25 protein-coding genes and 1 pseudogene are annotated in these 25,954 nt (G+C 44.3%); 9 read left to right on the plus strand and 17 right to left on the minus strand.

The window, feature by feature from the left end:
• Positions 1–236: pseudogene (locus L5M71_RS20865) on the plus strand (ISAs1 family transposase); the annotation flags it as partial.
• On the opposite strand, the gene L5M71_RS20870 reads toward L5M71_RS20865, so the two are convergent.
• The 11 genes from L5M71_RS20870 to L5M71_RS20920 form a co-directional block, all read right to left on the minus strand.
• Positions 224–451: a hypothetical protein gene (locus tag L5M71_RS20870; protein WP_263209587.1), complete on the minus strand. Its 228-nt coding sequence runs from the start codon at positions 449–451 to the stop codon at positions 224–226. The pseudogene L5M71_RS20865 and the gene L5M71_RS20870 overlap by 13 nt on opposite strands.
• A 97-nt stretch (positions 452–548) precedes the next feature.
• Positions 549–920 carry a cytochrome c3 family protein gene (locus L5M71_RS20875; protein WP_263209589.1) on the minus strand — a complete coding sequence of 124 codons (372 nt, stop codon included), beginning with the start codon at positions 918–920 and terminating at the stop codon, positions 549–551.
• A gap of 12 nt (positions 921–932) precedes the next feature.
• Positions 933–2,432, minus strand: coding sequence for a flavocytochrome c (locus tag L5M71_RS20880; RefSeq protein WP_263209591.1), 1,500 nt, complete (start codon positions 2,430–2,432; stop codon positions 933–935).
• Positions 2,433–3,398: 966 nt separating this feature from the next.
• Entirely contained in the window at positions 3,399–4,865 is a 1,467-nt protein-coding gene (gene der, locus L5M71_RS20885; RefSeq protein ID WP_263209593.1) for a ribosome biogenesis GTPase Der, read from the minus strand.
• 79 nt (positions 4,866–4,944) lie between these two features.
• Positions 4,945–6,132 (minus strand): outer membrane protein assembly factor BamB, encoded by a 1,188-nt coding sequence (gene bamB, locus L5M71_RS20890; protein WP_028761250.1) that lies wholly within the window; start codon positions 6,130–6,132, stop codon positions 4,945–4,947.
• Positions 6,133–6,143: 11 nt separating this feature from the next.
• Complete coding sequence (locus L5M71_RS20895; RefSeq protein WP_168824527.1) at positions 6,144–6,764, minus strand: tetratricopeptide repeat protein; 621 nt, start codon at positions 6,762–6,764, stop codon at positions 6,144–6,146.
• A 13-nt stretch (positions 6,765–6,777) separates the two neighbouring features.
• Positions 6,778–8,055, minus strand: coding sequence for a histidine--tRNA ligase (gene hisS, locus L5M71_RS20900; protein ID WP_263209595.1), 1,278 nt, complete (start codon positions 8,053–8,055; stop codon positions 6,778–6,780).
• A 144-nt stretch (positions 8,056–8,199) separates the two neighbouring features.
• Positions 8,200–9,315 (minus strand): flavodoxin-dependent (E)-4-hydroxy-3-methylbut-2-enyl-diphosphate synthase, encoded by a 1,116-nt coding sequence (gene ispG / locus L5M71_RS20905; RefSeq protein WP_105251894.1) that lies wholly within the window; start codon positions 9,313–9,315, stop codon positions 8,200–8,202.
• 48 nt (positions 9,316–9,363) lie between these two features.
• Positions 9,364–10,434 carry a RodZ domain-containing protein gene (locus tag L5M71_RS20910; protein WP_263209597.1) on the minus strand — a complete coding sequence of 357 codons (1,071 nt, stop codon included), beginning with the start codon at positions 10,432–10,434 and terminating at the stop codon, positions 9,364–9,366.
• Positions 10,431–11,219, minus strand: a complete 789-nt coding sequence (gene pilW / locus L5M71_RS20915; RefSeq protein ID WP_028761255.1) for a type IV pilus biogenesis/stability protein PilW — start codon at positions 11,217–11,219, stop codon at positions 10,431–10,433. Before pilW ends, L5M71_RS20910 begins: the two co-directional genes overlap by 4 nt.
• Positions 11,220–11,251: 32 nt before the next feature.
• Positions 11,252–12,373: a bifunctional tRNA (adenosine(37)-C2)-methyltransferase TrmG/ribosomal RNA large subunit methyltransferase RlmN gene (locus L5M71_RS20920; RefSeq protein WP_028761256.1), complete on the minus strand. Its 1,122-nt coding sequence runs from the start codon at positions 12,371–12,373 to the stop codon at positions 11,252–11,254.
• Positions 12,374–12,524: 151 nt separating this feature from the next.
• Here L5M71_RS20920 and L5M71_RS20925 point away from each other — a divergent pair, with 151 nt between their 5' ends.
• Positions 12,525–13,616: a CNNM domain-containing protein gene (locus L5M71_RS20925; protein ID WP_028761257.1), complete on the plus strand. Its 1,092-nt coding sequence runs from the start codon at positions 12,525–12,527 to the stop codon at positions 13,614–13,616.
• Between the two features lie 144 nt (positions 13,617–13,760).
• Positions 13,761–15,506: a bifunctional metallophosphatase/5'-nucleotidase gene (locus L5M71_RS20930; protein WP_263209599.1), complete on the plus strand. Its 1,746-nt coding sequence runs from the start codon at positions 13,761–13,763 to the stop codon at positions 15,504–15,506.
• 84 nt (positions 15,507–15,590) lie between these two features.
• Here L5M71_RS20930 and L5M71_RS20935 read toward each other — a convergent pair whose 3' ends face one another.
• A complete protein-coding gene (locus tag L5M71_RS20935) occupies positions 15,591–16,484 on the minus strand; it encodes a LysR substrate-binding domain-containing protein (protein ID WP_113939435.1) in 894 nt (297 codons plus the stop codon).
• Between the two features lie 183 nt (positions 16,485–16,667).
• Here L5M71_RS20935 and L5M71_RS20940 point away from each other — a divergent pair, with 183 nt between their 5' ends.
• The gene (locus tag L5M71_RS20940; RefSeq protein WP_263142350.1) at positions 16,668–17,111 is read left to right on the plus strand and encodes a DoxX family protein; all 444 of its coding nucleotides are present in this window, start codon (positions 16,668–16,670) and stop codon (positions 17,109–17,111) included.
• A 13-nt stretch (positions 17,112–17,124) separates the two neighbouring features.
• Positions 17,125–17,835 (plus strand): pirin family protein, encoded by a 711-nt coding sequence (locus L5M71_RS20945; protein ID WP_263209601.1) that lies wholly within the window; start codon positions 17,125–17,127, stop codon positions 17,833–17,835.
• Between the two features lie 251 nt (positions 17,836–18,086).
• Here the strand turns inward: L5M71_RS20945 and L5M71_RS20950 are convergent, their stop codons facing one another.
• From L5M71_RS20950 to L5M71_RS20970, 5 genes are all read right to left on the minus strand, one after another.
• Positions 18,087–18,611, minus strand: a complete 525-nt coding sequence (locus L5M71_RS20950; protein ID WP_263209603.1) for a GNAT family N-acetyltransferase — start codon at positions 18,609–18,611, stop codon at positions 18,087–18,089.
• A 166-nt stretch (positions 18,612–18,777) separates the two neighbouring features.
• Positions 18,778–19,299, minus strand: a complete 522-nt coding sequence (locus L5M71_RS20955) for a GNAT family N-acetyltransferase (protein ID WP_113939433.1) — start codon at positions 19,297–19,299, stop codon at positions 18,778–18,780.
• A gap of 186 nt (positions 19,300–19,485) precedes the next feature.
• Positions 19,486–19,788, minus strand: a complete 303-nt coding sequence (locus L5M71_RS20960; RefSeq protein WP_006082493.1) for a hypothetical protein — start codon at positions 19,786–19,788, stop codon at positions 19,486–19,488.
• A gap of 125 nt (positions 19,789–19,913) precedes the next feature.
• Positions 19,914–20,123 (minus strand): DUF3820 family protein, encoded by a 210-nt coding sequence (locus L5M71_RS20965; RefSeq protein WP_006082494.1) that lies wholly within the window; start codon positions 20,121–20,123, stop codon positions 19,914–19,916.
• 152 nt (positions 20,124–20,275) lie between these two features.
• Positions 20,276–20,746 (minus strand): GNAT family N-acetyltransferase, encoded by a 471-nt coding sequence (locus tag L5M71_RS20970; protein ID WP_263209605.1) that lies wholly within the window; start codon positions 20,744–20,746, stop codon positions 20,276–20,278.
• Positions 20,747–21,272: 526 nt separating this feature from the next.
• Here L5M71_RS20970 and L5M71_RS20975 point away from each other — a divergent pair.
• The 4 genes from L5M71_RS20975 (at position 21,273) to L5M71_RS20990 (ending at position 25,852) form a co-directional block, all read left to right on the plus strand.
• Entirely contained in the window at positions 21,273–22,076 is an 804-nt protein-coding gene (locus L5M71_RS20975) for a division plane positioning ATPase MipZ (protein WP_263209607.1), read from the plus strand.
• Positions 22,036–22,473, plus strand: a complete 438-nt coding sequence (locus L5M71_RS20980; protein ID WP_263209609.1) for a CopG family transcriptional regulator — start codon at positions 22,036–22,038, stop codon at positions 22,471–22,473. Before L5M71_RS20975 ends, L5M71_RS20980 begins: the two co-directional genes overlap by 41 nt.
• A gap of 249 nt (positions 22,474–22,722) precedes the next feature.
• On the plus strand, positions 22,723–24,126 hold the full coding sequence (locus L5M71_RS20985) for an ABC transporter substrate-binding protein (RefSeq protein WP_263209635.1): 1,404 nt from the start codon (positions 22,723–22,725) through the stop codon (positions 24,124–24,126).
• On the plus strand, positions 24,113–25,852 hold the full coding sequence (locus L5M71_RS20990) for a GGDEF domain-containing protein (RefSeq protein WP_263209637.1): 1,740 nt from the start codon (positions 24,113–24,115) through the stop codon (positions 25,850–25,852). Before L5M71_RS20985 ends, L5M71_RS20990 begins: the two co-directional genes overlap by 14 nt.
• Positions 25,853–25,954 lie beyond the last annotated feature (102 nt).

The following is a 25,954-nucleotide window of genomic DNA, read 5'->3' on the forward strand; positions in this document are numbered from 1 at the left end:
CTCATTGGCAAACTGAAAATAATCAACATTGGCTTTTAGATAAGCTATTTCAAGAAGATAAGCAGAAAATGTATGATGAAGATGGCGCCAGTATCTTGGCCATTTTACGCCGCTGGGCCTTAAATCTGGTGAAATTACACCCAGCTAAAACCAGCCAAACTCAAAAATTTAATCGAGCATGTTGGAGTGATGACTTCAGAGAAGAGATTATTTTTGGAACTGGTCAAAAAGTGTAATCAGCCCCTGCATCTTCAGCAGCATCAATTGGAGCTTTATAAGACGCTCGAATACGTTCCCAACCTTCTTTAGAAATACTAACATCTTCACCTGACTTAGATATTTCCCAAAGTTTATCAACTGTCAATGAAGTGCCATCAAGAGTATAAGTTGCCGCGATGGAAGTCATAGGTAATATGGCTGCTATCACAATAGGTATCATTTTTAATTTCATGTTAAAACGTCCATTAATATTATGTGAGATTTTAAAATCTAATTTTACTTACATATTAAAACCTATTAAATGCCAAATTAATAAGTTAATTAAAAAATTATTTTAAGTTTGGAAATTCCACTATATGACAATCATTACATATAGCATGTGATGGTTTGTGCTCTGAATGACATGCTGTACACTCCAATGTATTTCGATAATGAGCAGAATCATGGGGGAATTTATCAAACTTATTTTCTTTAGTTGGAATTTCATCCATAGTGCCATGACATCGAATACAAGAGCTTGAATCTGGTCGTTCAGTAGGCATACTCTTACCATGGCACGTTTTACAGCTTCCACTTTTCCCCATCAATTTAAAATGATGTTCTTTAATGGGAACTCCACTTAAGGCGTTATCTGCAGAAAATGCAAATAAAGACGTCATTAATAAAGCACTAACTAAACCTAATTTAGATATATATTTCATTATTATCACCCATTACACTTTACGAATGGCAGCTTGATTACCTGCAATTTGCCCAAAAACTAAACCATCAATTGATGAGCAACCACCTAGTCGGTCCATTCCATGTGTACCGCCGGTAACTTCACCAGCTGCAAACAAACCTGCAATCGGTTCACAAGTATTAGAATCAATGACTTCTGCGTTAGGAGTAATAGCGACACCTCCCATACAATAATGCAATTTTGGTGACAAACGGATTGAATAATAAGGAGGTTTTAAAATTGTTTTTTCATCTAACGGTTTATTAAATGGATCTTTTGCTTTACCTTGAACAATTTCATTCCAATCATTTATTGATTTTTGTAATGCGCCTATCTCAACATCATAACGTTTTGCCAACTCTTCGAGCGTATCTGATTTTTTAATAGCACCATCACGGTAAGCAGCTTTAAAACCTTCTGCATGATTCGCCGTTGCTTCACCACAAAATACAAATGGCATATTTGGTTTTTCTTTCGTACCTGTTGCTAAAACAGCCAACTGAGCATCAGCACGTGTACGACGGTCTGCTAATTCATTCATGAATCGCGCCCCTGTTTTTGGGTCAATAGCGATCCCTTCTGCAAAGGCGTAATCAGCAAAGAAACTTGCAGGGCCAGCTCCCTTTTCATCCGGTGTAGCCCAAGGCCCTAATTGATACATATCTAACATGACAGGCAGCGCACGAATAGAGAGCAGTGACTTAATCATGGTTGCTGTAGCACCAGGCTGAGCCGTACTTTCGAGCATTTGATATGCTGGCATTGTCGTTTTAATAAATTTGTGGTCTTGCCCCCATCCACCAGAGGCAACAATCACCCCTTTTTTTGCTTTGTAAGCTAATTGACCTTTATTTGTGCCAGTCTTGAAATCATATTTTTTACTAACAACAATACCTGTAACACCACCATCGCCTCGAATAACTTCTTCAACGTTAGTTCGATTTTGAAATATGACTCCAGCTTTACGAAGGTAGTTATGCATAGGAACAACAATTCCACCACCTGATGCACTATCAGGTAAATGAGCGCGTGGTGCACTATGTCCACCAAGACGAATCACTTTATCCTGAAACTTAACGCCACATTCCATCAGCATATCGTAGGCTTTATGCGCTTCAGTCGCTAAAGTGCGGCAAAGATCAGGATGATTAAAACCCCGTCCAGCTTTAATCATATCTTTGATCATTAGCTCTGCCGAGTCTTCAATCCCCAATTTCTTTTGCATCGGAGTTAATGGCATGCACATCAAACCACCACATATAGCTGAGTTACCGCCAAATGCTTCCATTTTTTCTAGGACGATAATATTTTTTATCCCTGCTTTATGGGCAGCATAAGCTGCAGATAAGCCAGCAAAACCACTGCCGATAATGATAATGTCAAATTCTTTATCCCAAGCGCTTCCATAATTATCATTAGATGCTTTAATTGGAAATGCCATCGCAGCAGTTATGCCTGTCGCTAACTTAAGGAAATCTCTTCTTCCTGCCATAATACCCTCACCCGTAAAATAGTTTATTTAACAATCAAAAATAAAATTTAATAAAAATGAATCGCAATATAAATTAAGATTAAATTAATATTGCAATCCATTTAAAATCGCGAGTTGCGTTAAGACGTTTTAAAATACCCAATGAATCATCACGACATATAGCGATATTATTTTTATTAAACTTTTGTTAATGTGATGTGTAGCCGCCATTTTTCGCCATAAGTTTCACTTATCATCTTAGTGTGATCTAGATCTGCCCCTTTCCTCCCACTCACCCTATGAGATGAACAACCCAATATGGATAATCAATATAAAACTACTCTTTATTAAGAAACTTATTATTTAATTAAATTAGCGGAGGATGGATAAATACTCACATTACCAAAGAATATTATTTAATATTGAATAGTTAATAACTTTAAATGGTTAAATGTTGATTTTAGCAAGCAAAATTAGAATGAATTTAATTTATGTTTTACTTTTTAAGCGGGTTTTACGGAATACTACTGGAGGTTTTATGTAAAATTTAATGTGATCAGACTATTGCAAAAAATCCCACACACAAGAGGCTTGGTTTCCTAAATCAATTGAACTAAAACACTAGCTGCGGATCTGATCAACATAATGCACTTTATTCCCTATCAATTGTGTCAAAGCGTAAAACAAGCTAACAGAGATAGGTATACCTGAAACTCAATATGTTGTTTGATATTGGTTTATGTTAGATGGCTTTGTTTGCCGATCTGAATAAGGAAACAAAGCCAGATGCGACAAAAGACCATAAAGGTAGAAAAATAGACAACAAAAAACAACGACTCATATGCGTAAGTCTTATTCGATAATGTGATAGAAAGATATTATGGATAAGTATTAGACCCTAGCATTCAATAAAATGCAAAAAATCATCTTAAAACACAAAAGGAACCCTAAGGTTCCTTTTGTTTCAAATGTATCTGGTAAAAAACACTATTTGGTTTTTCTGTCTTTAATATGGCTTTGTGCGCGCTTGCGGCGGCGCTCTTGGCTCATAGTCAACTTCTCAGTCTTGTTTTCAAATGGGTTATCACCCTCTTGGAAACGCAGCTGGATTGGCGTACCTACGACTTTCAATGAACGACGGAAGTAGTTCATCATGTAACGCTTGTACGAGTCAGGCAGTCTACTCACTTGGTTACCGTGGATCACCACGATTGGCGGATTGTAACCACCGGCGTGAGCGTATTTAAGCTTAACACGGCGACCATTGACCAATGGTGGCTGGTGATCGTCCTGCGACATTTGCATGATACGGGTCAACATGGAAGTGCTGACGCGGCGTGTGGCACTGTCGTAAGCTTCTTCAATCGATTCAAATAAATGGCCAACACCGGTACCGTGCAGCGCCGAAATAAAGTGAATACGGGCAAAGTCGATAAAACCAAGACGACGGTCAAGCTCGCTCTTCACGCGATCTTTAATACCTTGGTCGATACCATCCCACTTGTTGACGGCAATAACCAAAGCGCGACCCGCATTGAGCGCGAAACCTAACAGACCCAAATCTTGCTCGGCGATACCTTCACGGGCATCGATGATAAGCAACACCACGTTAGCATCTTCAACTGCTTTCAAGGTTTTGATCACTGAGAATTTCTCAATGACTTGATGTACTTTACTGCGGCGACGAACACCCGCGGTATCGATAATCACGTACTCGCGACCTTCACGTTCCATTGGAATGTAAATACTGTCACGGGTCGTACCGGGTTCATCAAATACCACAACACGCTCTTCACCTAAAATGCGGTTAGTCAGGGTTGACTTACCGACGTTAGGTTTACCTATGATCGCCAACTTGATAGGCAAATCTTGCAGACGCTTTTGCTCAGCTTCGGCTTCTTCTTCGGTATATTCACGCTCTTCGGTCACTTCGCCTTCGTCTTGACGCACTATGCCCATCGCTTCGGCATAAGGGGTCAGCGCGTATTCGATCATATTGGTCACGCCACGTCCTTGAGACGCTGCCATTTGGTAAACTTCACCTAGACCTAAAGACCAAAACTCGGCGCAGGCAGAGTCGGCATCAATACCGTCCACCTTGTTAGCGACGACGAAAGTGGTTTTTTCACGGCTACGTAAGTGCTGTGCAATCGACAGATCCGCAGAGGTTAAACCCGCGCGCGCATCGGTCATAAATAAAACGACATCGGCTTCTTCAATGGCGGCAAGGGATTGCTCGGCCATTTTCGTCTCGATCCCTTCTTCAGTGCCATCGATACCGCCGGTATCGACCACAATGAACTCATAGCCGGATAAGAATGCTCGACCATATTTACGGTCACGTGTTAGGCCAGGAAAGTCAGCAACCAGCGCATCACGCGTGCGCGTAAGACGATTAAATAGGGTGGATTTACCGACGTTCGGCCGACCAACAAGGGCCACTACAGGGATCATGATTTTGCCTCTAAAAAACTTTTCAATAAAAAGCCCCCGGAACACACTTCCAGGGGCTCAGCAAGGATAACACTTTTAACTATGGAAGTGTTACAACAGCCAACTTTCCGCTGCGACCTTGAACATAGATTTTATCATCCACCACTAACGGCTGGCTGTATAATCCTGAGCTGTCCACTTGGACACGACCGACAATCGTCCCTGTACTGCGATCGATGAAGTGTAAATAACCTTCGAAATCACCCACAACTAAATAGTCTTTATATACAGCCGGAGATGTCAGAGTGCGGTTAGCTAACTCAGAATTACTCCACAGTTCCAAACCGTTACGTTTATCAACTGAGTAGATACGGCTGTGATCGTCAACTAAGTACAAGCTTAGGCCCGCTGATGCTAACTCGTTAAAGCTAGAATACTTACGTGTCCACACAACTCGACCCGTGCGCAGTTCCATCGATACTAAGTTACCGTTGTAGCTCACCGCATATAAGTTGTCGCCAAGGATCAAGGGCGTCATATCCACGTCGGCCATACGCGTAAACTCGTTACCGCCCGTTGGATTGTAAATAGCCTGTTCCCACGCAGCTTGACCATTGTTTTTAATCACAACAGCCACTTTGCCATCGGCGGTACCTATGAAGAAACCACCCGCTTCGTAAGCTGCAGAACCTGTACCGCGCAGGGTCAGATTCGGCAATTGCATTTCATACACCCACAGCTTGGCGCCAGTATCAACGTTAAACGCTTCGAGTGAACCAGAGCTGGTACTGACCACCACGACGTCATCGGCCACAGTGGGAGCAGACAGTAATTCACCGCCCGCAACGACATGCCATAACACTTGACCATCTTCAGCGTTCAATGCAGCAAGCAGCCCACTTTCACCACCTAAAAAGACTTTATTACGCGCAGCAGTCACACCAGCAGCAATACGCGCACCTTTATTTTTAGCTAAAGCGTTATCACGAAACTCTTCGCTGAAATCTTTAGTCCAAACGCGCTCGCCAGTGGCCTCATCGAAGGCAACCACTTCACCATAACGGTCGGCGGCAAAAATTTTTCCATAACTAACGGCGGGGGCGAGGCGAGAATAATAATCTCCAACACCATTGCCGACAGAGGTGCTCCAACTCACTTCAGGAAACACTGTCGCCTGAATGGCAGTTAACTCACTTACCGGTTCTTCTTCGACATCGCTCGACGAACAGGCGGATAACATGGCCAGACTTAATCCAGCGGCTAGCAGGTTTTTGCACCAAGACTTCATCAAGGGATCCCTTATGCCTGATTTAGGCTATCAAGTTTGATTTTAAGCGCAGGGCTTGTCACCACACCACCATTGTCCATGGCAGCTTGATAAGCTGTTTTTGCCTTCTCAACTTCACCTTGACGAACTAAGAAATCACCTTTCAACTCATCGCGCTGAGCAAAGAAAGCTTTATCTGTTACTTGATCTAAGGTCGCTAGAGCTGCATCAATTTGACCTTGCTCTGCTTGTACTCGTGCTAAACGCAAAGTCGCAATCACATCTAAACCAGCACCGGGTTTAGCCGCAATCACCTTGTTCAAAGCATCAATCGCTTTTGGATAATCCTTCGCTTCTACCGCAGTTTTGGCCACGATCAGTTCTAACAAGGCTTGATAGCCCTTTTGATCGTGATTTTTAGAAAACTCGGCGACACCCGCAAGCATTGCGGCTTCATCGGCAGATTTAGTGGTCAAATTTTGGAACGCTTTTGAAGCTTCTTCCGCTTGCGCCACTTTAACGTCAGAATAATAATTCCACGCATATAGGCCGCCTAAACCCACTACGGCACCGATTAAAATTGAATTTCCGTAATCTTTCCAGAACTGCTTGATAGCATCAACTTGTTGTTCTTCTGTGCTATAAATTTCCACGCGCACGTCCCCTTTATTTGATCAGTTCAGCCAAAAATGCGCCTAAGGCACTTCGAGCTACCCGTTGTTGTTCGATGTCATTGCGTAAATGTTTAACCGTAACCATACCTTCGGCCAATTCTTCTTCGCCGATCAGTAAGGCCACTTGAGCACCGCTTTTATCGGCGCGCTTCATTTGTTTTTTCACGTTACCGCCGCCACAGTGGCTCATCACCTTAAGCGTGGGTAATGCGGAACGTAATTCCTGCGCGACCTTGATGGCTTCAACCAGACAGCTATCACCCATGGCCGTGACATACACATCCACTTCTGGCGGAATATCTTTGGTCAGCTCTAAGGTTTCAAGCAGCAAGACAATGCGCTCTAAGCCCATAGCAAAACCGACCGCTGGAGTATCTTTACCACCTAACTGGGCGACTAAACCATCGTAGCGACCACCCGCAAGTACAGTACCTTGTGAGCCTAAACTAGATGTAACCCATTCAAATACAGTACGATTATAGTAATCTAAACCACGTACTAGACGCGGATTAATGGTGTATTTGATACCCACAGCATCAAGTAGTTCACGCAATTGTGAAAAATGTGTCTTCGATTCTTCACCGAGAAAATCCATTAACTCAGGTGCATCAACCAATATGGCTTGGACATTTTGATCTTTTGAATCCAATACTCGCAGCGGATTGCTGTACATGCGACGCTTACTGTCTTCATCGAGCGCATCTTTATGCTGCTCTAAAAACGCAATCAAGGCATCACGATAAACAGCTCGCTCAGCAGGATCACCTAAGGTATTTAGCTCTAGCGAGACGTGCTCGCTAATACCGAGTTTTTCCCACAGGCGTGCCGATAGCATCAAGACTTCAGCATCAATATCAGCCGAGCCAATGCCATACACTTCAACGCCAAATTGGTTAAACTGACGATAACGGCCTTTTTGTGGACGTTCGTGGCGGAACATAGGACCCATATACCAAAGACGTTGCTCTTGGTTATATAACAGACCGTTTTCGTTACCTGCACGCACTGTCGACGCGGTACCTTCAGGGCGTAGCGTTAAGCTGTCACCGTTATTATCTGCGAAGGTATACATTTCTTTTTCAACAATATCAGTCACTTCACCGATAGAGCGTTTAAAAAGATCGGTATTTTCCACTATTGGAGTGCGGATTTCGCTGTAACCGTAAGCACTGACGCTCGAACGTAGTACCGCTTCCACTTTTTGCCATAGAGGACTTTGAGTTGGCAGAATGTCATTCATTCCGCGAATCGCTTGGATCTGTTTTGCCACTGTATCGACTCGTCCGATTTCGCTAAATTAATAAAAATGTCACGCATTATAGGCTTTTGAGCGTAAAACGTAAAACGACCCCGTCGGTTTCGGGGCCTAGCTCAACATCATTAGGCGTAATCTATGCCCAAATGCGGGTACATATTACTCAGTTGTGTCTTTGATTTGAATACGGTTCGCCATTTGACTGGCTTTTGCGCGAATTTTCGCTTCGAGGGAATCGACAATGTTGTCGTTGTCAAAACGTTCTTTTTGACGTTCACCCTCATCATAGTAACCGCTCTTATTGTGCCCACCAGTTAAACCGATGTGCGACACTAAGGCTTCACCTGGGCCGTTGACTACGCAGCCGATAATAGACACATCCATGGCGGTAGTCACGTCTTCGAGGCGACGCTCTAACTCATTGACTGTACTGATCACATCGAACTCTTGACGAGAACAAGATGGACAGGCAATGAAATTAATGCCACGGCTACGAATACGCAGCGACTTTAAAATGTCAAAACCGACTTTGATTTCTTCGACCGGATCAGCGGCCAAGGAAATACGTAGGGTATCACCTATGCCTTCGGCCAATAACATACCTAAGCCTACGGCAGATTTCACTGAACCCGCGCGCGCGCCACCAGCTTCGGTAATGCCTAAATGCAGGGGTTGGCGAATTTGTTTTGCTAATAAACGGTAGGATTCGACCGCTAAAAATACATCGGAGGCTTTAACGCTGACCTTAAACTGGTCAAAGTTCAATCTGTCCAGAATATCCACATGGCGCATAGCTGATTCAAGCAAGGCTTCAGGTGTGGGTTCTTTGTACTTGTCCATTAGATCTTTTTCTAATGACCCACCATTCACACCAATACGGATGGGAATATTATGGTCACGGGCACATTCCACCACGCTACGAATACGCTCTTCATTGCCTATATTACCCGGATTGATTCGAAGGCAATCGACACCATACTCAGCAACTTTTAAAGCAATGCGATAATCAAAATGAATGTCGGCCACTAAAGGAACATTGACCGCTTGCTTAATGAGCTTAAAGGCTTCAGCCGCATCCATAGTGGGTACAGAGATACGCACTATATCGGCACCGACTTTCTCTAAGGCACGAATTTGAGCAATTGTCGCTTCAACATCTGTGGTCTTAGTATTGGTCATTGACTGAACAGCAATCGGCGCCCCATCACCAATCGGTACATTACCCACATAAATGCGGGTGGAAGGACGTCTTTTTATGGGAGTTTCATTATACATGCTTAATACGCTCTATTTCGGTACGTGCTGCAGATCATTACGCGGTCGTTAGGCTTTAGGCAAGGTTAAACGCGCGACTCGTCCCTTGGGGAAATCCGCTAGGCTAACAATTTGACCATCTAAGCTTAAGGTCGCTACATGGGGTGCACCTAAAATGACTTTAAACGGTGGCACACCGCTCACTTGCACTGTTGCGCCAGCGCCTTTAACACCATCGACTAACGCTTTACCTTTAGCATCAACAATGTTTATCCAGCAATCACCCGTCAACTGGACATCTATAATCGATTGTCCTGCAACAGCAACCAAAGTACTTGCTGCAGTGGCAGTGGTCGTTGATGTTGTGGTCGGTGAAGGCGTTGCACTAACAGGCTGTTGGACTACAGGAGCTGTCGTTTGCGGAACTGATGGCGTTGTCGTAGTGGCTGCGATTGCTGAACCGCCATCTTCATTACTCGTATCAACGGTCTGAGGATAATTATTGTCCGTTGGTCCTGTGCTGACATCAATAGTGCTTGCATCAGTATCTTTAATTGGACCATCGATAGACATTGAGCCGTTTGCGGCAATCTCAGTCAAACGAGGACTGGCATCCGTCTCGGTCAATAACACATCACCTGGCAGCGTCTGATTAGCTGCTGCGACCTCTTCAGCCGTGGGTTGCGACACATCAATAGTGCTTAGCAAGGTGGTTTTTTGCATCCACCAGACGACTAACGAACCGAGTAACACTATGACGATAAAAATACTCAGCCAAGTTAAACGTGTATCGCGAGCTTGATATGTGGTTTTGCGTGAAAAACTTTGCATTGCAGGCTCAGTCACAACTAGCACTTGCTGCACAAGACAAGCTTCAATCAAAGCCGCATCGGCACTGACCATACGCGCGTAGTTTTTCACATAGCCACGTACATAAGTCGATGAGGCAATATTTGTAAAATTGTCAGCTTCAATATCTTCAATAATACGAGGACGTAGATGCAGCTTTACAGCGGCATCTTGAATACTAAGGCCCATTTTTTCGCGGGCGGCTTTTAATAAAGTACCAAGCGTGACATCTAGCGCGACTGATTGCGGTGCTACCGACTCAACTGGCGCATTGGTTTCATGATCTTTCATTGATGCAAATTAACTCTGTATTGCTTGGCCTGAGGTGATGCTGGGAATTTGGCAAGCAATAAAATACCAAATCTCTTCACAGCGGCATCATCATTCACTGCCTGCTCTATTTTGATCCCGAGCGCTAAACTTTCTGGAGTTTGCTCAGCCACTTGGTGATAGCGCGCTAATTGGTTTCGCGCCTGAATAAAATCACCTTGATCGACTTCTAACTCTGCCAACTCCAGTAATGACACCGAGCGTCTCGGGTCATACTTTAACGCCATCTGAAAATACTGTCGTGCCTTTTCTGCTTGTCCTGCTTCGCGACTACAAAGACCTAAGTTCTCATAGCTTGAGGCAGTGCGCGTATATTTGGGCATTTCAATTGCGGCCAAAAACATTTTTTCAGCTTTGTTGTATTGCTTTTGTTGGCACAAAAACACCCCGAAATTATTCATGGAATCGCCAGAGGCGTCCTTAGTACTAATGGCATTCATGTACGACTCTTCGGTACGCACTAAATCGCCCACGGTTTGATAGTAATAAGCCAGAGCGGTATGCACATCTTCGAGCTCTGGAGCATATTCTAATGCTTTATCAAGATTGTATTTGGCTTGTTCCGTGCTACCTCGATTTAAATAGGTTAAACCGAGCTGCATCCGCTCTCTTGCGGCGGCGACTTTGTCTAACTTTCGTTCCGAAACAGGAATATCTGTCCCAGTATAAGTACGCTCAGTGACGCATCCTGTCATCAATAACGACAGGCTTAAAATCAACGAAAACCTTGGCAATCCATGCTTCATGGGCAAGCCTATAAATCTGTGCAAACAAAGAGTTAATTCATTGTGACTGAAATCTGGTTTTCTTGCATGCGTTTTTTCGCTAAACGTTTCGTTCTGTCGCGAATATCGCCAGCTAACTGACCGCAAGCGGCATCGATGTCATCTCCACGGGTTTTACGTACAATGACAGTAAAACCGTATTCCATAAGAACCTTAGAAAAACGGTCGATACGTGAATTAGATGAGCGGCCATAAGGCGAGCCTGGATACGGATTAAATGGGATCAGATTCACCTTACAAGGTGTATCTTTCATTAACTTAGCTAACTCATGGGCTTGGTCTGTGCTGTCGTTGATATGATCTAGCATCACATATTCAACCGTCACGCGGCCGCGGTTAGCATTTGATTTAGCAATATAGCGACGAATACCCGCTAAAAACTCATCCAGCGGATACTTTTTATTGATCGGGACCAGAATGTCACGCAACTCATCATTGGGTGCATGAATACTGACAGCAAGTGCCACATCGATGGCATCGCCCAGTTTATCTAACGCTGGCACTACGCCTGATGTTGATAAGGTCACGCGGCGCTTTGATAAACTAAAACCAAAATCATCGAGCATGATGTCCATCGCAGGGATCACATTGGCTAAATTGAGTAATGGCTCACCCATGCCCATCATCACGACGTTAGTGATCGGACGCTCGCCCGTGTCTTTTGCAAACCCTAAAAAGTGCGATACGCGCCAGATTTGGCCGACGATTTCAGAAACCGTTAAGTTACGGTTAAAACCTTGCTGACCCGTCGAGCAGAAAGTACATTCCAGCGCACAGCCAACCTGTGAAGATACACACAAGGTCGCACGATCATCCTCAGGAATATAAACCGTTTCCACTTCTTGGCCTTGGCCAACATTGATTGCAAATTTTATCGTACCATCGGTCGATTTTTGGAAACTCGAAATTTCTGGTGCAACGATCTCGCAGCGGGCCGCCAACTTTTGACGTAACACTTTGTTGATGTTGGTCATCTCTTCGAAGTCACTGACACCGAAATGATATAGCCATTTCATGAGCTGATCGGCACGAAAGGGTTTTTCACCCATTTCCGCAAATAATGCGCGCATCGCCTTACGATCAAGGTCTAATAAATTGATCTTCTTTTCACTCATATAGCTAACCTCAACACCAAAAACCGGATCCTGCAACAGGGCGGCGAATTATACAGACGCAAATAAATTTTAGCCAGTAACTCAATTCACCTATGATAGAATCTCCACGGGCTAATATTGGCCTAAAATACGGAGTTGTAATTCCACCTATATGTTAACCCTCATCATTATAGTGCTTGTCGCTGTCGCTGTTTCTTTTCTGTGCAGTGTGTTCGAAGCTGTTCTGTTATCGGTTACCCCAAGTTATATCGCATCACTCGAACAAACTGACAGTGCCGCAGCCGCGCGCTTACGTAGATTGAAAGAGAATGTCGAAGCCCCTTTGGTGTCAATCCTTACCCTAAATACTATCGCTCATACCGTCGGTGCCGCCGTTGCAGGTGCGCAAGCGGCTAAAGTATTTGGTGACGATATGTTAGGTGTTTTCTCGGGCGTATTAACCTTTATTATTCTGTTTTTCTCAGAAATCATTCCTAAATCATTGGGTGCAAACCATTGGCGCCGCCTCGCACCAAGTGTTTCTGTTGCCGTGCTGTGGATGAAGCGTACCACTAAACCGCTGATCTGGATGTCACAGCAAGTCACTCGCCTAATGGGCAAAGGTGATGAAGGCCACTACATACGCCAAGAGATGAGTGCTATGGCCAAAATTGGCCATGAATCCGGTGAGCTTGATGAGCAAGAGTCAAAAATTTTGACGCAAATGCTGAAGGTGCGAGATATGCCAGTCACGGCGATCATGACGCCGCGCACTGTGATGTTTTCTTTGCCCATAGATCTCACCCAAAATGAGTTTGTGCGCCAATACCGCGACAAGCCTTTTACCCGAATTCCAGTATACGACCAAGATCATGATGATGTGATTGGTTACATTACCCGCACCGATGTATTGCTAGCAGAGCGTTACACGCCAGAAGCACCGATTGGTGAACTTAAACGAAGTTTATTTGTGGTGCCTGAAACCGCAAAAATACTGCCACTTTTTGAGCGTATGATTAAACGTAACACCCAAATTGCGATGGTGGTCGACGAGTACGGCAGTAGCCAAGGTATCGTAACTCAAGAAGATATCATCGAATCTATGTTAGGATTAGAGATTGTCGATCTAAACGACCCCGCGACCGATATGCAGCAATTGGCACGTAAACTTTGGACTAAGCGCATGAAGCAAAAAGGCATTCGCCTATCCGATGACGGTGATTTTGAAGCCGCATCCGATGATGACGAAGCCAAATCCGGCTGAAGGCTAACCAAGTTTAGTGCTTGTTAATATAAAGGGAGCCTAGCTCCCTTTATTCTTTTAGAATGCGGATAACTCAGAGCCCTCTGAAACTCGCATTTTCAGGTTGCTTGGGTATATACTCACCCGCCGTAATAGAGGTAAGTTATGACACAGAGCTACACACTCTCACTCGCGCACATTAATGACACCCATTCGAATTTTGAACCCTGCCGCGTCCAATTTAGCCTTAACATAGGCCAGAATAAGCTAGATGTGACCAGCCATAGCGGTGGTTATGCCCGCATCGGCCATCACATCACAAAAGCGCGTCACACCGCTGCACAAACCAATACGCCTTTTATTTTCCTGCATGGTGGTGACAGCTTTCAGGGCACGCTGTATTTCAGCCATTTTAAAGGTAAGGCCAACGCCCACTTACTCAATCTGTTGGCACCTGATGCTATGGTCATTGGCAACCACGATATCGATGAAGGTAACGCCAGACTTGCCGAGTTTGCCAAGCAAATTGATTTCCCATTGCTTGCGGGCAATATGGATTTAAGCCAAGAAGATCTCAACAAACACGGTTGCCTGCGAGGTTTGCCTAATATCTTGGATTATGATCATGAGCAAAAACGCGCGAAATACCTGCTTAAGCCCTTCCACGATAAGACCTTAGCCATTGTCGGTATTACCTTAGATCAGATGAAAGAGATCGCTCGTCCCGATCCCGACACCCATTTTGTCGATGCTATCGCCACTACCGCGCGCACGGTTGAGCACCTTAAAAATCAAGGTATTAAGCATATTATCGTGCTCAGTCACTTAGGCTTAGATCAAGATAAACGCCTCGCGGCTGAAGTCGATGGTATTAGCCTTATCGTCGGCGGTCACACACATACACTACAGGGGGATTTTCGCGCCTTAGGTTTGAGCAACCTGCCCTACGGTGAAGTCATCAATAACACCCCTATAGTGCATGCGGGTAAGTATGCCGAAGTCGTCGGCTTGGCCGAGGTAGTATTTGACGCTGAAGGCAAAGTGCTGAGCTTAACAGGCGGCAACTACTTCATGCTAGATCAGCACTTTATCTTAAGTGCTAACACGGCCGTCGATAACCAAGATTACCAAGCTGTGCGCCAGCAGCTTAATCAGCATCCAAATATCTTTTGGGATGATGCCGATGCCGATATCGATGGCGTGATCCGAGATATCTACAAACCCGCTATCGCAGAGATGGAAAACAAAGTGTTAGCACTGGTGCCGAAGAACTTAGTCCATACCCGCTTACCCTCTAAAGCCCTGCCCCACGGCAGTGAAATAGCACCTTGGGTGAGTCGCAGCATGTTCCAAGAAGCCAAACTGGTCGACCCTAGAGTGAACTTTGCTCTGCATAATGCCGGCGGTGTGCGCCAATCGGTGGCCCAAGGACAATTGACACTAGCCGATGTGATGGGGCAATTACTCCCCTTCGAGTTACCATTAGTTAAGTATGAAATTCAAGGTCAGTTTCTCTATCAAGCGCTCGAATCGGCGATTAACGCGGCAACCAACAACAGTGTCCGAGGCACTGGTGCGGGTAGCTTCCCTTACACCTACGGCTTACGGTATTACTACGATGGGCGACGTCCACTGGGCGAGCGTTTATTTAGATTGGAGATGATGCAGCAGGACAGCCAATCACTATGGTATCCGGTTGAGCCTGAGTCACTGTATGTCGGGGTATCGACCTCTTACACCGCTGCAGGTAAAGAAGGTTATTCTCCATTGCTGCAAGCCCGCTGGCAGGAGTCGATGGAGTCACTGACTTTGCCACAGGCCTTTATTCGATTCTTGAATCGCTCACCGAATCTGTCTGATTTATTGTCACAGCATGTGCATTACACCAGCCACAGCCAACGTATCGGTTAGGCGCTATGCTCCTCATGGCGTAAGCATTAATGCTGTGAGGAACAAAGTGAGTGGCTGCTTACAAAGCACTAACCAAACCTGAGCTTAAAATTGCCAATCACATTGCGGTAAACGCGCAGTAAACCAATCCTGCGCCTTGCCTTCAGCATATTTACGCCATGCCATAAACACAGCTTGCGTTGGGCGCGGCATTTCCACATGACAAGCCACTAGGCTTCCCGCCGCCAACGCATCTAAGATCAAGTGCTTTGGAATGTAACCCACACCTAATCCCAATTGCTGCGCCTTAATTTTGGTCTGCATGTTCGGCACACGGATCACTTGGCGACTATCAAATAAACCACTTGATCGCTGTGCTAGGGCGGTCGAACTGTCTGCCACCACAATAGAAGGAAATTGCAACAATGCCTCAGTCGGAATTGGGCCAGCATGTTGCGCCAATGGATGCGAAGGATTTAAAGCAAATACAAACTCCAACTCCCCAATTTCCACCACGTGATATTGGCCTTTGGGCAACTCCCCTGTTACGCCGATAGCGATATCGGCACGGCCAGAATAGAGCGCATCCCAGCCGCCACCTAAGGACTCTTCGCTGATATTCACAGTCACTTGCTTACCCAGCTCAGTAAACTCACCAATCAACTGCAGCAGGGGTAAATCCGGCACCACTGTATCTATGGCTAAGGTCAATGAAGACTCCCAGCCTGTCTCGAGTTGACGCACCGCCTCTTCGAGCCTTGATGTTGCCGCAAGGATTTCTCTGCCTTGGCGCAGCACAAGTTGACCGACTAAGGTCAGCTCGGCGCGCTGGCCCTTACGTTCAAATAATTTTGTGCCTAAATCGCTTTCCAGTTTCTGCACTGTGTAGGTCAGTGCCGATGGCACCCGAAACAAGGACTCGGCAGCAGCGGAAAAACTGCCTTTTTTATCAATGGCATCGAGTACGATTAATCCATCAAGACTAATAGATGGCAACATATAAACCTCATATTCAAATTATTTGAAATGGACATTGAAAATGTTCCGATTTTCTTTGCCAAAGGTCAAGTCTACACTGCTTAGCAATGGAGAAGTTCTTCGGAACTGTAGCCAAACTGACTTAAGACTGAGTGAACAATACCCTTAACTATTCGTTAAATAATTTGAAATGAGGAATATCCCATGAAAGCACTGATCACAAAAACACTGAAATCAGCCCCGAGTTTTGCCCCACTGGCACTGCGCATTCCTATCGGGATCATCTTAATCGCCCATGGTTCACAAAAACTGTTTGGCTGGTTTGGCGGTTACGGCTTAGAAGGCACTGGACAATGGATGGCATCCATTGGTTTGACACCAGGTTACTTAATGGCATTGATGGCAGGTTCAAGTGAATTCTTCGGCGGCCTGTTCCTGTTGCTCGGTCTGCTGACTCGCCCAACGGCCTTCGTCTTGTCATTCACTATGGTTGTGGCGATTTTCTCGGTACATATAGGCAACGGTCTGTTCCTTGCCAATAACGGTTATGAATTTGGTCTCGCCCTATTAGCAGCCACAGTCTCATTGACGGTGTCAGGTGCTGGCAAATTCGCTGTAGATAACCTATTCGCTAACCGCATCAAATAAAGGGGAAAGCAAGATGATCACATTAAGAAAAGCACAAGATCGCGGTCAAGCTGACTTAGGCTGGCTAAAGAGTCAACATACCTTCTCTTTCTCTAGCTACTATGACCCAGAGCACATGGGAATATCATCCCTAAGAGTCATCAACGATGACAGAGTGGCACCCGGCGCAGGTTTTGATACCCATGGTCATAAAGACATGGAGATCATCAGTTACGTGATATCCGGTACTATCGCTCACAAGGATAGCTTCGGCAATATCAAAACCTTACCCGCAGGAGAGTTTCAATTGATGTCCGCAGGTAAAGGCATTTATCACAGCGAGTTTAATGCCTCTAAAACCGAGCCGCTGCACTTTTTACAGATTTGGATCCGCCCAGATACTTTAGGCATAGATGCGGGTTATCAGCAAAAAGCATTCGAGCAAAGCTCACCACTGACGGCCGTGGTGACACCAAACGGTGAAAATGGCACGCTCAAAGTGCAACAAGATGCGACCCTATATCGTTTAGTGTTGAGTGAAGGCGAAAAAGTAACGATGGACAGAAGCGCCGCTCAAGCAAATCGTCATCTGTATGTTCAATTGATTGAAGGTACGTTGGATATCAATGGCACAACACTCACGGCTGGGGATGGCGCACATCTGACACAACTCGCGAGTGTCGACTTTACTGCAACAAGCGGCCCAGTTACCGCATTAGTGTTCGACTTGTCGCCTAACACGTAATACAAATGATTTAACAAAGCGATTAAATAATGCGGCTTCACCATTTATTAGTTATTCGTTATTCGTTATTCGCAAACTACCAAGCAAACGATTGAGTAAGTGATTAGATGCCAGCTTGATAAGCACTGCCACAAGTCATCTTTGGCAGTGTTTTTTTATTGGCGCTTCTATGGCGATGCGATAAGGCTATGTGATAAAGCAGTACTAATTGCCTAATTTAGCCAACCAAATCAGTACCTTGATAAGTTGAGTTAGAGGGCGAGCGTCATGCTGAAGTTAACCAACACTTGAGCTTGGCCCTGTGCTTTATCCGCCGCATTCAAAAAACGCTTATGTTCATTACGACGAATACTGCGAAATCCCTGTTTCTCAAAAAAAGGCCGCGCGCGATAGGACGCTTCAACCGTTAATCGTTTCAGCGCTAAGATTTTAACTTCCTCAAACAACGCAAAATACAAAGAGGTAGCCACCCCAGAACGGGCATATTCTGGATGAACAAACAAACATTCCACTTCAGCAGCGGCTTCAACATCGCTGTCGGCGCCTATCTTAAGATTGATAAAACCCACCAGCATATTATCGGTTTCGGCAACCCAAATAGTGGTTCCCTGTAAGCGTTCAAGCCAATAGTTCTCACTGCGGGTCTCACCTTCGATATAAGCCCAAGCAGAGCGCTCGGCAAACGAGTAAAACTCGCCAGAGCCTTGCATTACACTCGCCTCAAAGATTGCCGCCAACTGCGAGACATCCGATGGCGTAAATAGTCGAATCTTCATTCTCTGCCCTCCATCTTGAATCATTAATTGACTTAGATTAACCGAATTCTAATTTAAGCTAAACAGTGCTGATTTAGTTAAATAATGTCACTAAATGGCGTTAAGCTAATGTTTTACTGTGGAATACCTTACATTACTTTCTAGCTGAAACCATAGTAAACGCGCGTTAAATATTCTTTCCTATATTCTTTTCCATATAGAAACCGGGGATCACTTGCCCAAGTTTTTGCTGATAACTGCGCTGTATTTGAATAAATCCCATCCGAGTAAACAACCCTTTAGAGAGATAAGATGCGTCCAAGCTCAAGCGCACATAGCCTTGTGCCTTAGCCCAAGCTTCTAAAACAAGATAAGCGCGCTCACCTAATCCCTGCCCTTGATAATCTGGATGTATATATAAACTATCTAAGTAACCTTGGCGGGGGAAATGGGTTTCGACATTGATAAAACCGCAACAAACTGAAGAAGCAGTCGCTTCATCTATGGCTAAAACCACCCACGCCTTCGAGCGGCTTAACCGTAAATGCCAATGTTTAGCCGATCTTGGCGCCGCAGACCAAGCCATAAGCTGCGCCTGCGAATAACGAACATGGGTAATGCTGTGCACGCAAAGGTGAAATAACTCACTCACTTCCCGTGCATAACATGACTGATAAGGCTGGATCTCGAACTGTTCAAACGCCATCACTTGAGTGATCCCCTGCTGAGTAATAACAGCTAGAAAAATAGCCGCTATTTTGCCGCCTTTGTCCCCATCGAGATAGTCACAAACTCAGATTTAGCGGCATTGAACGCTAAAAACAAAAACGGCCTCGAAAGTATCGAAGCCGTTGAATTACAGAGGCGCTCAGGTTAGCGCACTCGATACTGCTGACTATTTCTTATCGATTTGGCCAACAAATAACAGTTTATCAAAGGTGCGGTTCAAGGTTTTGCTGGTGAATTCGTTCATCCACATTTGCTCAACCACAGCCACTTTATCGCCTTTGCTCACTTCAGTTTGAGGACCCGCGGCCCAAAAAGTGGTATCAGCTTCTTTAATCTGTACGTAGGTGTAACCGCCACCGTTCATCGTATCAACAACAGTACCTTCGTGGGTGACACCCTGAGCCCAAGCACTTGACATGCCTAACGCTAAAGTCGCTACTGCCGCTAATTTTACCCATTTTGCCATCATGCCTGCGTTCCTTTTGTTTTGCTAATATGCTGCATTAAAGCATGCTAAAAACAATAAATCGCTAATCTCTATCACGAAATACAACACTTATCGCAAAAGCAGTATTTTTCTTAAAAGAAGGGAACTCATTTCAACAGCGGTTTTAGCATGCCTTCTAAGCCATTAAGTTTGATTTCGTACATTAGGGCTAATTGCTCACCAAGTTTCCCCTGAGGAAAACCTTGCTTATGGAACCACACCAGATAAGGTTCGGGTAGTTCAAGCAACTTACGTCCAGCGTACTTACCAAAGGGCATTTTTTGATTAACAGCATCAATAAGGAGTTGCTGATCCATAGGTTGTTATCTCATACAGAACGTCACGATAATCCTACGGATGCTACAACATAAGCGAACGAATGTCGCCGTTAACTCACGCAAAAGTGACGATATACCCAAGGGCTTAAATACGCGCTAGCTAACACCTAAAAGGCATTCTCACATGAATATCAAGCGATAATTTTTAACAAATTAGGCCCTAAATTAGCGCAGGGAGCATACTGAAAACCATATTCACTACATAAGCGCTCATGCTCACCATGGGCGGTCATACTGACACAAGTTCCCGCACTCGCATGGTCATCAACAAAGGCCATCACCCGCTCAAGTATTATCTTTGCTAGCCCATAGGATTGGTATTCGGGTAAGACAATAAAATCTTCAATCATCAAATGCCCGGGCTTGTTGCCATAAACACACGCCGTTGCCAATAGATTAGACTTAGCGGCCCCAGCGCCGGCATGTTCCAATTCAGTCTTGTCACTTAATCGAATAGAGACCCAGAACAATGCCTGTACATCCGCAAGTTCAACGCCAATAGAAGGGAGGCAAACTGTGGCCCGCAGATTAAGTAGTTCATGAAATAACGGTGCAGTTTCAACGAGTTCAAACTTAATAGGCATAATAGTTTTGATATCCATTTGGCATCCCTTCTCCATGGTTGAAATTTCAAGCGATTTAGACGTCAGTCTATAGAGATGATAAAGCCAGCATTTGGCAGTTTGATGACAAGTGCCTCACCAAACAAGACCACTTTCGACTGAGAAGCTGATAATTTACTCAGATCAGTTAATAACATTTAGAAATATAAAATTAACATTTGTACCAAGGAAGAAATAAAAAACTACACCCTAAGTCCTATGCACAGTTACCGATCACCACAAACAACCCTTTTAGCTGACGGATAACAGATAAAACAATGTAAAACCAATAAGATAAAAAAACATTTTTATAAATCCCTCGTCTCATCTTTTTTGTCAAATTAACGACATATGACCAGATACTGACAGAAAAACGCCTACGACAATTTAATTAAAAAACGTCAAAAATCAGCCAATTGACCGAGATTAACATTAGGTTTACATTCGATTTCGGACATCAATGCGGATAGCTCCAAACACATCAACTCGCTGCACAAGGGTCATCAAAAGAATTAAGGAATGCGTCATGATAGTCTTAATCGGTGGAGAAAAAGGCGGCAGCGGTAAAAGTTGCTTGGCCCAAAATATAGCTGTATTTCTAACCACAGAATGTAGCGCCTCAGTCATTATGGTGGACTGCGATCCCCAGCGCACCACCTCTGACTGGATCCATGCAAGAAACAACAATCCGCAACTTGCCAGCATCAATTGCGTACAGCTTTACGGTAAGATCCGTAATGACTTACTCAGTCTTGAGCAACACTATGATGTAGTCATAGTCGACTGCGGTGGGCAAGATAACCTAGCGCTACGAGCAACCATGTCTGTCGCCTCTTACATTTTAATGCCCTTAAGACCTAAGCGCCGCGATTTAAAAACCGTATGTCATATGGACGATATCGTCGCGACGTGTAAGATGATTAATCCCAAGTTACGGGCTTCTTTTGTGATCACCCAATGTCCAAGTCTACCCAATCAAGCTAACCGAATTTTGGAGGCCAAAGAAGTCTGTAAAACCTATGATATCCATGTCCTTGACGCGATAACTTACTGTCGTAATGTTTATGATGACAGTGAAGAATCAGGATTATCGGTAATTGAAATCGAGCCCGCAGGAAAAGCAGCCGAAGAAATTCGAACTATCGCCTGTGAACTATTCCAAGTCGATTGTGCTGCCAGCTTAGCCAATCTCCTACATCCCGCGTTACACGCTCAGGGGGTGAGTCAAATGCATCATTTGACCCATCAAACTCAATCCACTCACACGACTACTCAACGAAGGGGGCAAAATGGGACTCAGCGATCTCAAGAAAAACGCTATGTCATCTAGCAGCTTACAGCACTCGCTTTCGTTAGATGAGTTTATTGAAGCGGCAAACTTGTACGCAATGGGACAAAGTCTGAATAAGATAAAAAGCAATCTAGATCATAAAGCAGATGCAACTGTCACAAAAACCACAGACATGGCGCGGAGCCATTCCAATGTGTTGAGCTTGCACAAACAAAGCCTAGAAACAGACGTATTATTCCCGGCAAAAGTAGAAACTAAAACACACTATCGCAAAGCAACATTTTCCCTCAGTGAAGCGGCTATAACCCATCTTGCTACACTGGCAGAAGAAAGCAGTATATCCAAATCAAAGCTGCTCCGACTCTTGATTGAACAACACTTCGATCTACCTATTGCTTTGAGGCAATTACGAGAACAACAACGCCAACACCGTTAACGATTCACACTACTCCCACCCTTTTCCGGTAACTTAGCTAAGATCGAGTTACCGGCTTTTTGCTCAAAAAGTAAAAAACACAATAAAAATCATCATAAAATCGCGGCATAAGTTCTGATCCCACCTATCCTTAAATATACATAATGCTGAATTAATGATATTAACTCAGAGTCAACACGTAACATTAAGGTGTTATTTTTGTTAAACCAGATCAGATTTATTTTTCTTTGTTTAACCGCAGCGATAATGATGCCCTGTTACGCAGAATTTTCATTGGCACAAATCCCGCCGCTAACAAACAAAACCCCCATTACTTTGGTCGCTGAAAAAGGATTTTGGACCGACTATTTAACCCAAGAAATGTTACCTAAATTCACCGCTAAAACCGGCGTAAAAGTGCAGGTGGTCAGTACTGAATTAGAGGATATGTTTAACTTACAGACCCAGAATTTACTTCAAGGTTCAGGCAAATACGATTTACTCACAATGGAAGCGGGCTGGGCTAAAGAATGGGCTGCCAATGGTTATACAGTGCCCTTAATTGAACTCGCTAAACTTTACGATCCCGATGGCGAAAAGGCCATGGAGAAATACCTAGAACCCTATTACCCATCGCTACTTAACATCTTGTCCTATCAAGGTGAAATCCATGCTATTCCCTATAACAATTATGTTATGGGGAATCATTATCGAGCAGATCTCTTTGATAATAAAACTGAAAAAGCTCAGTTTCTGCGTCAGTTTGGCTATCCACTCGCACCAGCAAAAACCTTAACAGAGTTACGAGATCAAGCTCAGTTCTTCACTCGTAAAGCAGGCACTATATTAGCGGATAAAATACTGACTCATGACTTTTACGGTCTAGCGCTAATGTCGGGTGATAAACCCCATATTAACGATGAATTCTCTAGCATGATTTGGAGCTTAGGTGGCACTTGGATGCAGCCCGTCTATAACAGCCAGAAACAGATCTCCCATTTTGAAGTGCCCACCATCAACCATGAAGCCATTGAAGCGGCCAAGCAATATCGCGAATTAATGCCCTATGCAGTTCCCGCTAACGAGCAGTTTGCTTTCAATGAAGCAGCAAATGCTATTGCAACAGGTCAAGCGGCTATGTGGCCTTTTGCCTACAATAATCTGTGGTATAAATCCTTTAAAGTTGAACAGAACATTCTCGGCGCGCGTCTAGCCGTAAGCCAAGTGCCTGGCGGTTATCCCTACAATGGCGCTTATGCCTTTGCCGTTAGCTACGACAGCAAAAACCCTCAAGCTGCCTATTGGCTGCTCAAATATATGGGCACCTATGAGGCACAACATGCCTATGCTATGGGGGGGGGTAATCCCTGTCGTATGGATGTAGTAACAGCCCCAGAATTTAAAGATGAATCTTTAAGAGGCATAGCAGGCGCATTTGAGGCAAGCCACATAGCCAATATGTTTTGGTCTACTAAGGTCTTATCCTTTGGGCATTTCACCAGTACTGCCATGGGACAAATTTACCCTGAACTCAGCCACGCCTGTTTTAGCGCAAGCCGCAGATCCGCTAACAGTGAAGATATTTTCATTAAATTAAGTGCAGAGATAAAACACCTCCAAAATACCTATGGAGAGGAACCTGCTATTGACAAAGAAAATAATGCCAAGCACTAAACCACTGAAAAGTTTGAAACAAAAAATAACCTCAGCCTTCTATATCATAGTGGGCATGGCGCTATTTAATGGTGTAGTCGCCATACTACTGTCACAGCAACTCAAATCAGAAATTGAACACTTAGTCGGGGTAGATGTGGTAAAAGTCACCACTGCGCTGCAACTGGCAAAAAACAGTGAAAAACTACAAATCATTACTGCACGATTGAATCATTATCATAGTGAAAAACAAAGAACTAGCCTGTTAGGCGAACTTTCTGCACAATGGGAATTACTCATCAATGACTCACGACTACTGGCCTCAATAGAAACTTCTACTGTCAATAAGCAAGAATTAAATCACGCCTTAGATACTCAACTGTATTACTTACAACAACTGCCATTACTCAACACGTTAACCGATACTGCCTTACAAGCCAATTCACAGGCAGCCAATATTCAAGCCAACTTAACGTCAATGGCGTCGGGATTTAGCGATGAAATGCAAACCCAATTTCAGCGTATTAATACGGACTCTGAACGTCAGCTTAAGCTGAGAAACGTTGACCAGATTGCTTTAAATATCAATACCAATCAGCAGCTATCTTTATTTAGTCATCTAGGAGAACACTTATTTACCCAGTTAACTCAAGTGAATATCATCGACAATCTAGTTGAACTAAACCAAACCCAAAGAGATGCTATGCGACTGCTGTTAAGCATGGAGGCTATGCTTGATAGTATCGGTGGCGATAAAAACTTATATTTGAATTTGTTATCACAAATAAAACAGACCATGGTCGGTGAAGACAACCTCTTTGAACTTTCTCGCAAAGCGATTAGAAGCACTCATATCGCCAATGCGCATTTAGAATACCAAGCTGATGCCGCACAAATCGTTGCGACCTATACGCAGGATCTCGTTAACCAAGTTGAAAATGAAATTCAGCAAACAGGCCGCGAACTTAAAAACGATAGCACCGCATTTATCGTATTAATTTTCAGCAGTGGCATCTTATATTGCTTCTTCATCTGGCTCACCAGTTGGCACTTTATCACTAAGGGAATCATCAAGCCTGTTATGGCGACTCGAGATGCAATGAATGCCATTGCCAATGAAAAACTCGACGCCAGAATGCCTGTCACTGATAACTTAGAGCTCCAGCAAATGGTCAGCTCCTTAGAGACATTAAAAAGCTACGCAGCTCAGGTTAAAGGCATGGCCGAAACCGACGGATTAACTGGCTGCTATAATCGCCGCTATTTAGATTTACAACTCCAAAAAGAATTAGAGTATGCAAGGGACCACAACATGCCCCTAGGTATAATTCTGTTTGATATTGATAATTTTAAACAATTTAACGATAGGTATGGTCATGTCGCAGGCGATCAATGTCTTAAGAAAATCGTGAATGCCACCAAATCGATCTTGAAACAACCCACTTACATGCTTGCCCGCTATGGCGGAGAGGAGTTCATGATAGTACTACCATCGAGCAATCTCGAGGAGGCATATCATTTTGCTGAAGTATTACGCAATAAAATCATCAGTTTAAAAATACCACATGAAGACTCCCCCCATGACGGCATACTGACCATCAGCGCTGGTATTACTTGCTGGGAGCGATCACAACCTATGGATACGAATAGCTTAATTAATCAAGCTGATGAGGCTCTCTATCACGCCAAACTAACAGGTCGCAATCGTACAGAGACACGACTAAACCAACCTGTTCGCTATTCCTAACCATAAAATGCGGCGACTGTTCAGTTTCTTTTTTCACCAGAGGATTGAGTTACGCTGACTTCACCCCCATTAGCTAATACTAAGTTAATCAGGATTAAGTCA

The organism is Shewanella sp. SW1, from assembly GCF_025653545.1.
GTDB classification, from domain to species: Bacteria; Pseudomonadota; Gammaproteobacteria; order Enterobacterales; family Shewanellaceae; genus Shewanella; species Shewanella oncorhynchi.